Source organism: Polaromonas sp. JS666, assembly GCF_900103405.1.
GTDB lineage: Bacteria > Pseudomonadota > Gammaproteobacteria > Burkholderiales > Burkholderiaceae_C > Polaromonas.
In genome coordinates this window covers 698,085-710,260 of the sequence record NZ_FNHX01000001.1, presented here as the reverse complement: position 1 = coordinate 710,260, position 12,176 = coordinate 698,085, and the positions used below count along the sequence as shown (strand labels likewise).

Below are 12,176 nucleotides of genomic sequence, written 5' to 3'. Positions count from 1 at the left end.
GAGCGGGGTTTTCATACCCGTCGTGCCGCATGCAATAACCCGGCTTTCCGGTGGAAAGCCCTCACCGCGATGGACCTTATGAAGCCCAAGACGCCCATTTTGGAAAGTGCCGGCACCGCACCCTGTGAACCATCCCAGGCGCCGCGCCGCCGTTACCTGTTTATCCACCAGAACTTCCCGGGGCAGTTTGTCCATGTGGCCAAGGCCCTGGCGGCACAGGGGCACGAGGTGCTGGCGCTGGGCATCACGCCGCGACCGGTGGAAGGTGTGCAGCTCTTGCGCTATCAACTTCCCACCTTCAAGGCACCTAGCCAGCTGGCGTTGGTCCGCAATTTTGAGGTCAAGGCCTTGCACGGCCAGGTATGCGCACAGGCCATGCAAGGGCTTGCCGATCAGGGGTTCAGTCCCGACCTCATCGTGGCGCATCCCGGCTGGGGCGAAGCGCTTTTCTGCAAGGATGTCTGGCCGGGCGCCAGGCTCATGGTGTTTTCCGAGTTCTACTATTGTGCGCAGGGCCGCGATTATGGGTTCGACCCGGAGTTTTACCGTGAAAGCCTGTTGGCGCATTGCGCCTTGCGCTTGAAGAACACCACGCTGCTGCATGCCTTGAGCACGGCGGATACCGCGTACGCGCCCACCGAGTGGCAGCGCCGGCAGGTGCCGGATGAATACCGCAGCAAAGTCCGGGTCATCCACGACGGCATAGACACCAACGTGGCCAAGCCCGATCCTGGCGCCCGGTTTTCCCCGGCCGGCAAAGGCCTGGAGTTCAAGCCCGGCGATGAAGTCCTGACTTTTATCAGCCGCAACCTGGAGCCTTACCGCGGCTTCCATATTTTCATGCGGGCTTTGCCGGCCATCCTGAAAGCCCGGCCGCATGCGCATTGTGTGCTGGTGGGTGGCGACGAGGTGAGCTACGGCACCAAACCTGCTGGCGGCGGAACATGGCGCGAGGTCCTGCTCAAGGAAGTCGGCGGGCAGTTACCGATGGACCGCGTGCATTTTGTCGGGACACTGCCTTATGCCCGCTACCTTCAGCTAGTACAGGTGTCGCGCTGCCATGTGTACCTCACATATCCCTTTGTGCTTTCATGGAGCTGCCTGGAGGCCATGAGCGCGGGCTGTGTGGTGGTCGCCAGCCGTACCGCGCCTGTCGAGGAGGTCATGGAGCACGAGGTCAACGGCCTGCTGTTTGATTTTTTTGACGTGCGGGCATTGGCCGAAACCGTGGCGGCCGTTCTGGCCGATCCGGCCGCTCATGCGCACCTGGGGCAGGCGGCGCGCCAAGCCGTGGTGGCGCGCTTTGATCTCGCCACCCGCTGCCTGCCCGATCTGCTGGCGCTCGTCGAGCAGGCTGGGCGGCAGGATCAAGCCAGCGTGTAGGCTGTCTTCACCGTCGTGAAAAACTCCTGCGCGTACTTGCCCTGCTCGCGTGGGCCGTAGCTGGAGCCCTTGCGGCCGCCGAAGGGCACGTGGTAGTCCACGCCCGCGGTGGGCAGGTTGACCATGACCATGCCGGCCTGGCTGTGGCGCTTGAAGTGAGTCGCGTATTTGAGGCTGGTGGTGGCGATGCCGGCTGACAGGCCGAAGGGCGTGTCGTTGGCGGTGGCCAGGGCCGCTTCGTAGTCTTTCACGCGGATGATGCTGGCGACCGGGCCGAAGATTTCCTCGCGGTTGATGCGCATGCCGGCCGTGCTTTCGCTGAAGAGGGCCGGCTGCATGTAATAACCTTCGGCGCCGCTGCCGGTGTGGCAGGGAATGCGCGCGCCGCCAAAGGCCAGGGTCGCGCCTTCGGCCTTGCCGATCTCGATGTAGCTCAAGTCCTGCTCAAGCTGCGCCTGCGAGGACACCGGGCCCACGTCGGTGCCGGCGGTGAGGGCGTCGCCCACCTTGATGCGGGCCATGCGTTCCTGCAGGGCTTTGACAAAAGCCGGGTAGATGCCTTCGGTCACGATCAGGCGGCTCGACGCCGTGCAGCGCTGGCCGGTGGAGTAGAAGGCGCTCTGCGCGCTGAGCTCGACGGCTTGCGCGAGGTCGGCGTCGTCGAGGATGACTTGCGGGTTCTTGCCGCCCATTTCGAGCTGCACTTTTTTGAGGTTTTTCGCGCAGGACTCGGCGATGCGGCTGCCCACGCCGACCGAGCCGGTGAAGCTGATGGCGTTGACGCCGGGGTGGTTGACCAACGCGTCGCCGATCACGCGGCCCGGGCCCATGACCAGGTTGAACACGCCGGCCGGGATACCGGAGCGCGAGATGATCTCGGCCAGCGCCCAGGCGCTGCCGGGCACCAGGTCGGCGGGTTTCAAAACCACGCAGTTGCCGAAGGCCAGCGCGGGCGCGATCTTCCAGGCCGGGATGGCGATGGGGAAGTTCCAGGGGGTGATCAGGCCGACCACGCCCACGGGCTCGCGCGTGATCTCCACGCCTATGCCGGGGCGCACCGAGGGGATGGTCTCGCCCGACAGGCGCAGGCATTCACCGGCGAAGAACTTGAAGATATGGCCGGCGCGCGTGGCCTCGCCTATGCCTTCGGGTTTGGTCTTGCCTTCCTCGCGCGAGAGCAGGGTGCCCAGCTCTTCGCGGCGCGCGAGGATTTCCGTGCCTATCTTGTCCAGCGCGTCCGAGCGTGCCTGTATGCCCGATGTCGACCAGGCCGGGAAAGCCGCTTGCGCGGCCTTCACCGCCGCGTCCAGCCCGGCCGCATCGGCCTGCGTGTATTCGCCGATCACGTCGGCCAGGTTGCTGGGGTTGAGGTTAGGGCTGTAGCTGTTGCCGGCCAGCCATTGGCCGTTGATGAGGTTGTCGTGTTTTGTGGTCATGGGTGTGCTTCCAGGAGTTGAACTTGATTCATGAATGACAAAAGGACGAGGTGGGCGCGCGGGCCGTTTCACAAAAGCGGTCTCACAAGGGCGGCGTCACATCAATCGCATAAAAACGCAGGGCGTTGGCGCACATCATCGCATGTTGCTGGTGGCCCGGCAGGTGGGTCAGCATACCGGCCACACTGCCAACCAGGTCCGGGTAGCTGATACGCAGGCCGGCCACCGGGAAGTTGCTGGCGAACATGCAGCGCTGCCATCCAAAAATTGCAATCGTTTCATACACAATTCGCGCGTTCTCCTGGAGATCCCAAGGCCGGCCGCGCAGGCCGAACTCCGAGAGTTTGACGTGCACATTCTCCTGCCGGGCCAAGGTCTCCATCCAGCCGCGCCAGCGTTTCAGGCCTTCTTCGCTGCGGTCCCAGGCAAAGCCGTGGTGGTTAAGGACAATCGGCACCTTGGGAAACAGGGCCGCCACCTCGGCCGCTTCGGGTAAATGCCAGGCCGGCACGCGAAGGTCCCAGCGCAGGCCGTATTTCTCCAGCAGCGAAAAGCCGCGCAGCCAGGCCTCGTCCTGCATGGTGCCGGCCTGGCCTTTGACGCTGTGGTCCGGCGATGCCGAGGTCACCGGCTTGCTGCGTATGCCGCGCACCAGCGGAAAGCGCGATTGCGCGAGCAGCTGTTCCTCGCTGTCCGGCCGGTCAAACCAGGCATGGGCGACCACGGCATTCGGGAATCCGTGCTGCGCGTGCACCTCGTGCAGCCAGGCGGTTTCGGCGAGCTGTTGGTCGCGGCTGCGCTCGGCCTCCACGTGCACGGTGGCCACGACCTCGCAAGGCCCCGCGGCAGTGCGGTAGTCGGTCGCGAGAAAGTCCCGGCAAATGGCGCGATAGTCGCCCAGGAAAAAGGCCTCGGGGTCATACGCCTCCTGCAGCCAGGGGTAGTGGCCGCGCGACAGGTCCCACAGGTGGTGGTGCGCATCGACGATGGGCAGCGCCGGCGTCATGGCCTCAATGCCGCCAGACGTAGGATGAATCGGGTTCGCGCAGGGTCTTGATCTGCTGGCCAAATTCAAAGCTGTCCAGGTCCAGGCGGCGCACCGTGTCGTCCTGGAAGGAGATATACACCGCGCGCTCCACCGGGTGGAAGGATAGGGCCAGCGGGTTGCTGGGCAGGGCGAAGCAGCGCTGCTCCTGCAGGTCGGTGCCGAAGACCGAGAGCGAATGTTCGCCCGAGTTGGTGGTGAGCAGCAGCTCATCACCCTGGGCACCCTTGATGCGGTAGACGCGGTTGGGGTCACGCCGCGTCTTGCCCCGTGCCACGATTTTCATGGTCTCCGTGTCCACGGCCACAATGCTGTCGTCGCCGCGGTTGGCCACATACAGCAGCGATTCGTCGGCCGACAGCACATTGCCCTCGGGCACCGGGCCTGGCACCATGGCGACCGGCGCAAAGGTCGGGTCGTTGGGTTTGATCTTGGTCACGGTGTTGGACAGCAGGTTCAGCGCATAAGCCGTCTGCGCATCCCGGCTCAGCGCGAACAAATGCGTCTTGTAGCCGCCCGAAGGCACGGCCAGGTCCGGCACATGGACTGTCGCCGGGTCCGAAAAACGCAGCAGCACGTTGTGCGCCTCCGACATTACAAACAAACGCCCCTGGCCATCCACCGCCAAGCCGTGCGGCCGGTAGTAAGGCCACAGGTTTAGCGTGGCCACATGTTTTTGCTGCGCGAGGTCGATCACAAACACCGAGTGCCCGCCCATGTCTCCCAGGTGGCTGGCCGTCTCTATGCCGTAATGGCCCACATAGGCCAGGCCGCGCGCCGCATCCACCGTGAACTCATGCGGAAAATTCGGTAGCACGATGTGTTTTTGCGCCAGGCCCGTGGCCAGGTCGTAAAAGCTGAAGGTATGGGCGCATTTTTGCACCAGCAAGAGTGTTTCCCGAAACGGCATGGATATCCTGAAAATGGGGGGAGCCTGTAAGGAAACGAAGCCTGCGCCGGCAGGCGGCTGAAGCGCCTATTTGCCCCAGCGCAGCACCAGCGGGTCCAGCCGGCGCGCGGTGGCCAGCAAGCCCTTGCGCACCTCGGGGTGCATGGCGGGGAAGGGATGGCGCGGCGCCTCGCAGGCGATCACGCCGCCTTCCTTCATCAGCGCCTTGGCCGTGAGGATGCCACCCTGGCGGTTTTCGTAATTGATCAGTGGCAGCCAGCGCGCGTATTCGGCGGCGGCCTCTTCGCGCCGGCCGGCCGTCCAGGCATCCATGATTTTGCGTATGCCGTCCGGGTAGCCGCCGCCTGTCATCGCGCCGGTCGCACCGGCCTCCAGGTCGGGCAGCAGGGTGATGGCTTCCTCACCGTCCCAGGGGCCTTCAATCGCGTCGCCGCCCAGGCGCAGCAGCTCGCGCAGCTTGGAGGCCGCGCCCGGTGTTTCGATCTTGAAATAGGCGACGTTGCGTATTTCCTTGGCCATGCGCGCCAGAAAGGCGGCCGACAGCGGCGTGCCGCTGACGGGCGCGTCCTGGATCATGATGGGAATGTCGATGGCGGCCGACAGCGTGGCGAAGAACTCGTAGATCTTTTCTTCCGTCACGCGTATCGTCGCGCCATGGTAGGGCGGCATCACCATGACCATGGCCGCGCCCAGGTCCTGTGCGCGGCGGCTGCGCTCGGCGCAGACCTTGGTGCCGAAGTGCGTGGTGGTCACAATCACCGGCACGCGGCCCGCCACATGTTTGAGGATGGCCGCGGTCAGCACCTCGCGCTCCTCGTCAGACAGCACAAACTGCTCGGAGAAGTTGGCGAGTATGCACAGGCCGGTCGATCCCGCGTCAATCATGAAATCGACGCAGCGCTTCTGGCTCGCGAGGTCCAGCTCGCCCGCGTCGGTGAAGGTGGTGGGCACCACCGGAAACACGCCCTGGTACCTGGCAGCCATGGCGCTCATTCGACGATGTTGAAGTCTTTGAGGAACTCGGTCTTCATGGTCAGGCCCAGGCCGGGCTTGTTGTCGTCGAGCTGCAAAAAGCCGTTTTCGGCCACGGGCTCGCCGTCGAAGATGTAATAAAACAGCTCGTTGCCGACTTCCACGTCGAACATCGGGAAATATTCGCTCATGGGCGAGGCCAGGGTGCTCATGGTCAGGTGGTAGTTGTGCATCTGGCCGGCATGCGGCACCACCGGCACGCTGTAGGCTTCGCACAGCGCGTTGATCTTGTGCGCGGCCGTGATGCCGCCCACGCGGTTGGTGTCGTACTGCACGACGGACACGGCTTTTTTGTCGAGCAGCTGCTTGAAGCCGTAGAGGCTGAACTCATGCTCGCCGCCCGAGATCGGGATGCTGGTGAGCTGGTTGAGTTCGGCATAGCCGTCGATGTCGTCGGCAATGACGGGTTCCTCAACCCAGCGCGGCTGGAATTTTTCGAGCTTGGGCAGCATGCGCTTGGCGTATTCGAGGTTCCAGCCCATGTAGCACTCGAGCATCAGGTCCTTGTCGTAGCCGATCACTTCGCGCAACGCCTCGACGGCTTTCAGGTTTTCCGCCACGCCCCTGGTGCCATGCGCCGGGCCGTAGCCGAAGCGCGACTTGAACATGGTGAAGCCCTGGTCCAGGTATTTTTGCGCTTCGTCCTGCATGGCCTTGATGTCGGTGCGGTAGAGCTTGGAGTAATAGCAGGGAATTTTTTCCTTGGTGCGGCCGCCCAGCAGCTTGAACACCGGCTTGCCCACCGACTTGCCCAGGATGTCCCAGATGGCGATGTCCACCGCCGAGATCGCGGCCATGGCCACGCCTTTGCGGCCCCAGGCATGGGTGGCGCGGTACATGCGCTGCCACAGGTATTCATAGTCCCAGGGGTCCTGGCCCAGCACCAGCGGCGTGAGGTACTGGTCGATGATGGCTTTGGCGATGTGCGGCGCCAGCGCCACGTTGCCCAGGCCGACGATGCCGTCATCGGTTTCGATCTCCACCACCGTCCAGGAATGGAAGCGGAAGGTGCTCATGGTCTCGGTGTTGGAGTAGACCAGGTCCATGGCGTTGGAGCAGAAATTGCCCTGAGGTGGAACGGTCTTGCCTTTCCATTCGAACACGCGTGCGCGGACTGATTTGATTTTCATAGGAGTTCTCTAAGGTAAAAAAGAAAAAGTTCAGGCGTTTGCCAACAAACGCGCCGCACCCATACGCTGCGCAATCTTGAAAGCATTGAGCGTGGCATTGACGTCACCCACACCTCGGCCCGCAATGTCATAGGCCGTGCCATGGGCCGGCGTGGTGATGGGTATCGGCAGGCCGCCTTGCACCGTTACGCCCTTGCTGAAACCCATGAGCTTGATCGCGATCTGGCCCTGGTCGTGGTACATGGTGACGATGGCCTGGTAGAGGCCGTCGCGTGCTTTCAAAAAGATGGTGTCGGCCGGGAAGGGGCCGTCCACCGGCACGCCGGCCGCGCGCAGCTCGGCCACGGCCGGCTCGATGATGTCGATCTCTTCGCGCCCGCAAACACCGCCGTCGCCGCCATGCGGGTTAAACGCCGCCACCGCGACCTTGGGACTGGCGTTGCCGCTGGCCTTGAGCGAGGCGTAGATCAGCCGCGCCGCATCGACGATCCGCTGTTTGCTCAGCATGGCCGCTGCATCTTTGAGCGGAATGTGGGACGAGACGCGCGAGGTCCACAAATCGCCCAGGGTGTTGAACTCGCAGAAGTAGCCGGTCACGCCCAGGTATTCGGCGAAGTGGTGGAGTTCGTCTTCGTGCTTCAGGCCGCCCAGCTTCATGGCCTGTTTGTTGAGCGGGGCGAAGCAGATGGCATCGACCTCGCCGCGCTTGGCGCCGTCCATGCAGAGGTTGAGCACCTGCAGCACGGCCGCGCCGCAGGCGGCCTGCGCCTGGCCGCGCTGTACCTGTGCCGCTTGAATCGTGTCTGTGGCCAGGAAAGCCGGCAGATGGGTGTCGGTGCGGCCGCGCACATCGGCCAGGCTGGTGACGGCTTGTGTCGCCACAGCCTGTTTGGCTGTGGCCTGGCCTTGCTGCCAGAGCCAGTCGTCACCCACCAGCACGATGTTGGCGCCGGCCGTGATGCCGGGCTGGGCCAGCAGCCGGGCAACCAGTTCCGGGCCTATGCCGGCCGCATCGCCCAGCGTGAGGGCGATCACAGGCAGCGTTTTTTTGTTGTTCATGGATTGATTCCGTCAATCGAGTTTGATGTTTTTCCGGGCGATCAGCTCACCATAACGCTTGTTTTCATCGGCGTGGAACTGCGCGAATTGGGCCTGCGTCATCGGCGTCAGGTCCGCGCCTATGGCGCCCAGCCGGGTTTGCGTTTCGGGCATGGCCAGCACCTTGCTCACTTCGGTGTAAACGCGCTCCTGCACCGCCTTGGGTGTGGAAGCCGGCATGTAGATGCCGTACCAGGCGCTCATCTCCACGCCCTTGAGGCCGGCTTCGGCCATGGTGGGCACATTGGGCAATTGCGGGTTGCGTTTGGCGCTGGCTACCGCCAGGGGCTTGATGCGGCCGTTCTTGATCTGGCCGATGACCGAGGGCATGGTGTCAAAACTCAGCTGCACCTGGCCGGCCACCAGGTCTATCAGCGCCGGGCCGCTGCCGCGGTAGGGAATGTGGGTGATAAAGACGCCGGCCTGGTCCTTGAAGAGTTCGGCCGCGATGTGCTGGGTGCTGCCCGAGCCGCTGGTCGCGTAGTTGAGCTGGCCGGGCTTGCTTTTGGCCAGCTTGACCAGTGCCTGCACCGAGTCGACCGGCAGCGCGTTGTTGACCACCAGCACATTGGGCACCGCGCCCACAAAGACCACGGGCACCAGGTCCTTGTTGTTGTCATAGCCCAGCTTGAGCAGGTGCGGCGCGATCGCATGCGCGGTCGAGACACCCATCAGCAGGGTGTGGCCGTCGGTGGACTTGGCCGTGAGGTCGGCGGCCAGGGTGTTGGAGGCGCCGGGGCGGTTCTCGACCACCACGGGCTGCTTGAGCAGCGGGCCCAGCCGGTCGGCCACGGCGCGCGCCATGGCATCGGTGCCGCCGCCCGGGGCAGAGCCCACCAGGATGCGCAGCGGCTTGGCGGGCCAATCCTGCGCCATGACGGGTGAGGCCATGCTGAAGGCGCAGATGGCCGCCAGCAGGGCAGGGAGGAATTGCAGGGATTTCAGGCGAGGCATTGTCTTTGTCTCCGGGTCATTGTTGTAAGGGGAACGCTGGAACGAATGCCCTGATGGTAGGGAGCATGACACTTAACGTAAATTGAAAATCCCTGATTATTTGATAACCTAGGGTGATCAATTGAAATTAGCGGCCCCGGAGACCCACCATGCCTGCCACACCCCGCAGCTCCTCATCGATCCCCCAACTGCTGAATCGCCTGCGCATGCGCCAGGTCGCGCTGATCCTCGCCGTGGGCGAACACGGCACCCTGCGCAAGGCCTCGGCCGAACTCGGCATGACGCAGCCGGCCGCCACCAAGATGATCCAGGAGCTGGAGTCCGCGCTGGGCCAGCGCCTGTTCGAGCGCGTGGGCCGCGGGCAAAAACTCACGCCGGCCGGCGCCAGCGTGCTGCGCTACTTCCGCGGCATGCGCGGCTCGGTCGAATCGATGACGCGCGAACTCGCCGAACTGGAGCAGGGCGGCTCGGGCCGCGTCTCGGTCGGCAGCATCATGGCGCCTTCGCCCAACCTGCTCACGCAGGCCATCATCGCGCTCAAGAAGGCCTATCCGCTGCTGTCCGTCGACGTGACCATGGACACCAGCGACCGCCTGTTTGAACTGCTGCGTGAAGGTGTGCTCGACGTCGCCATAGGCCGCATACGCGACGAACACCGCGCCGACTACGCCTTCACCCCGCTCGAGAACGAAGCCCTGGCCCTGGTCGCGGGCGTGAAGCACCCGCTGGCCAAAAAGAAAACCGTCAAGTTCGCCGACCTGCTGGGCTACGGCTGGATTTTGCAACCCCACGGCAGCCCCATGCGCGAGGTGCTGGAGCAGGAATTCCGCATGCTGCAGGCGCCGTCGCCCAAGGGCCTGATAGAGACTGCCTCCATCCTCACCACCACCAACCTGATCGCCGAAACCGACATGGTCGGCGTCATGCCCGAATCGATTGCCGGCACCTATGCGCGCCACGGCCTGCTCGTCATCCTGCCCTGCTTTATCCGCCACAAGATGGAAGCCTTCGGCAGCATCACACGCAAGGACAGGCCGCTGAGCGAGGCGGCGCGGTTTTTCCTGGCGGCCTTGCACCAGAGCAAACTGCCGGTGCGCGATGGGAAACCGCACTAGCGCCAAAACACGGCTTGCCACCGTGAATGCGCGATCCATGACATGGATCAAGTCTGTGCGACATGCCCTGGCTTACGCTGGGGCATTGCAATGCTGGAAGCACACACATGCCGAATCTTCAATGGTCTGACGCCCTGGTGCTCGGACTGCCCACCATGGATGACACGCACCGGGAGTTTGTCGAGTTGCTGGCGCAGGTGGAAAGCGCGGCGGACGATGCGCTGGCCGGCCACTGGTGCACGCTGGTGGAGCACACCGACGAGCACTTCAGCCGCGAAGATCGCTGGATGCTGGACACGCGGTTTTCATCCACCAATTGCCATACCGTGCAGCACAAGGTGGTGCTGCAGGTCATGCGCGAAGGCCTGTTGATGGCCCAGGCCGGGGACTTCGCGTCCGTGCGCCACATGGCCAGGGAACTGGCCCTGTGGTTTCCGCAGCATGCGCAGACCATGGATGCCGCGCTGGCGCTGCACCTGCGCGGCATCGGCTACGACCCGGAGACGGGTGTGGTGAGCATGCCGCAAGCGCTGCCCAGGGACGCCATTCAGGGTTGCGGCGGCCTTGGCTGTTCCGGCAGCCCGGCGCTTGAGCCCGCTGCATAGTGCGGCTTGCACTACCGGGGCCTTGGTGCGCCGCAGCCTATTGTTTGGCTTGCCAACCCCCACCCAGCGCCTGGATCAGCGCCACGGCGGTCGTCTGGCGGTCGGCCATGGCCTGCACCAGGGCGCGGCGCGCGCTCAGGGCTGTGGCCTGGGCGGTGATGACTTCGGTGTAGCCAACCTGGCCGCTGCGGTAGCGGTTGAGCACTTGCTGCTCGACCTGGTCGGCCGCTTCCGAGGCCTGGCGGCGCAGTTCCTGCTGTGTGGCCAGCACGCGGGTCGCGGAGAGCTGGTCTTCCACATCCTGGAAGGCGACCAGCACGGTCTGGCGGTAGCGGGCCACGGCCTGTTCGTGACCAGCCCGCGCGCCGTCCACGCGTGCGCCGGTGGCGCCGGCGTCAAAAATCAGTTGTGCGGCCGACAGGCCCAGGGACCAGACGCTGCTCGACGCCTTGAACAAATCGGCCACGCGGCTGGCGCCGGTGCCGGCCGAGGCGCTCAGCGACAGGCTGGGGAAGTAGGCGCTTTTGGCGATGCCTATCTGTTCGTTGGCCGAGGCCACTCGGCGTTCGGCCGCGGCAATGTCGGGCCGGCGCTGCAGCAAGGCTGAAGGCACGCCTAGCGGTACCTCGGGCACCAGCGGGTTCCAGGCGGCGGGCGGCAGGCTGAAATTGGCGGGTGCTTCGCCGACCAGCACGGCGATCGCGTGCTCAAGCTGGGCGCGCTGGCGCACCAGGCCGGCATTGTCGGCCTGGGCGTTGGCGAGCTGGGTTTGCGCCTGCAGCACGTCGGTCTTGGCGGCGATGCCGGCCTTGTAGCGGTTTTGCGTAATTTCGAGCGCGCGCTGGTAGCCGGCCAGCGTGGTCTCCAGCAAGGCCTTCTGCGCGTCGGTCTGGCGCAGCGAAAAATAGTTGGCGGCGAGCTCGCCCTGGGCCGAGAGCTTGGCCGAGGCCAGATCGGCGGCGCTGGCCTGTTCGCCGGCCGTGGCGCTGTCCACCGCGCGGCCCAGGCGGCCCCAGACGTCGGGCTCCCAGCTGCCGCCTATGCTGAGCTGGTAGTTGTTGCCGACGCGGCCGGTGCTGTTGGTCGCGACATTGCCGCTGGCGCGCGAACGCGTGGCGCCGGCGTCCAGCGTGACCGTGGGAAACAGCGAGGCGCGCTGCTCGCGTACCAGCGCGCGCGCCTGGGCATAGGCGGCCACGGCCAGCGCGACGTTCTGGTTGGAGACATCGACGCGCGACTGCAGCTGGTCCAGCACCGGGTCCTTGAACAAACTCCACCATGGGCCTCGCTCCAGCGCATCGGCCGGCGCGGCCGGCACCCAGCCTTCGGCTTCCTTGAAGTTGCTGACCTCGGCGGTGGTGGGCCGCTTGTAGTCTGGGCCGACGGCGCAGCCGGTAGCGAGCAAGGCCAGCAGGGCGGCGGCGATGAGCCGGCGTTCAAAACAGGGCGTGTGGGAGAGGTTCTTCAT

General features: G+C 64.8%; 11 protein-coding genes. 3 read left to right on the top strand and 8 right to left on the bottom strand.

The window, feature by feature from the left end; genetic code table 11:
- The first annotated feature begins 69 nt into the window (after window positions 1-69).
- Window positions 70-1,383, top strand: a complete 1,314-nt coding sequence (locus tag BLQ85_RS03465; RefSeq protein WP_254779675.1) for a glycosyltransferase — start codon at window positions 70-72, stop codon at window positions 1,381-1,383.
- On the opposite strand, the gene BLQ85_RS03460 is transcribed toward BLQ85_RS03465, so the two are convergent.
- From BLQ85_RS03460 to BLQ85_RS03430, 7 genes are all read right to left on the bottom strand, one after another.
- A complete protein-coding gene (locus BLQ85_RS03460; RefSeq protein ID WP_074574799.1) occupies window positions 1,368-2,819 on the bottom strand; it encodes an aldehyde dehydrogenase family protein in 1,452 nt (483 codons plus the stop codon). The two genes, BLQ85_RS03465 and BLQ85_RS03460, sit on opposite strands and share 16 nt — an antisense overlap.
- 82 nt (window positions 2,820-2,901) lie before the next feature.
- A complete protein-coding gene (locus BLQ85_RS03455) occupies window positions 2,902-3,825 on the bottom strand; it encodes an amidohydrolase family protein (protein ID WP_074574798.1) in 924 nt (307 codons plus the stop codon).
- Between the two features lie 4 nt (window positions 3,826-3,829).
- Entirely contained in the window at window positions 3,830-4,774 is a 945-nt protein-coding gene (locus BLQ85_RS03450; RefSeq protein WP_074574797.1) for a YncE family protein, read from the bottom strand.
- Window positions 4,775-4,840: 66 nt separating this feature from the next.
- Window positions 4,841-5,758, bottom strand: a complete 918-nt coding sequence (locus BLQ85_RS03445) for a dihydrodipicolinate synthase family protein (RefSeq protein ID WP_074575151.1) — start codon at window positions 5,756-5,758, stop codon at window positions 4,841-4,843.
- Window positions 5,759-5,763: 5 nt separating this feature from the next.
- Entirely contained in the window at window positions 5,764-6,936 is a 1,173-nt protein-coding gene (locus BLQ85_RS03440; protein ID WP_074574794.1) for an L-rhamnonate dehydratase, read from the bottom strand.
- A gap of 30 nt (window positions 6,937-6,966) precedes the next feature.
- Entirely contained in the window at window positions 6,967-7,995 is a 1,029-nt protein-coding gene (locus BLQ85_RS03435) for a 4-hydroxythreonine-4-phosphate dehydrogenase PdxA (protein ID WP_074574792.1), read from the bottom strand.
- A gap of 12 nt (window positions 7,996-8,007) precedes the next feature.
- The gene (locus tag BLQ85_RS03430) at window positions 8,008-8,988 is read right to left on the bottom strand and encodes a Bug family tripartite tricarboxylate transporter substrate binding protein (RefSeq protein WP_139200874.1); all 981 of its coding nucleotides are present in this window, start codon (window positions 8,986-8,988) and stop codon (window positions 8,008-8,010) included.
- 149 nt (window positions 8,989-9,137) lie between these two features.
- Here BLQ85_RS03430 and BLQ85_RS03425 point away from each other — a divergent pair, with 149 nt between their 5' ends.
- Window positions 9,138-10,103 carry a LysR family transcriptional regulator gene (locus tag BLQ85_RS03425; RefSeq protein ID WP_074574790.1) on the top strand — a complete coding sequence of 322 codons (966 nt, stop codon included), beginning with the start codon at window positions 9,138-9,140 and terminating at the stop codon, window positions 10,101-10,103.
- Between the two features lie 107 nt (window positions 10,104-10,210).
- The gene (locus BLQ85_RS03420; RefSeq protein WP_074574787.1) at window positions 10,211-10,708 is read left to right on the top strand and encodes a hemerythrin domain-containing protein; all 498 of its coding nucleotides are present in this window, start codon (window positions 10,211-10,213) and stop codon (window positions 10,706-10,708) included.
- A gap of 37 nt (window positions 10,709-10,745) precedes the next feature.
- Here BLQ85_RS03420 and BLQ85_RS03415 read toward each other — a convergent pair whose 3' ends face one another.
- The gene (locus BLQ85_RS03415; protein ID WP_074575149.1) at window positions 10,746-12,176 is read right to left on the bottom strand and encodes an efflux transporter outer membrane subunit; all 1,431 of its coding nucleotides are present in this window, start codon (window positions 12,174-12,176) and stop codon (window positions 10,746-10,748) included.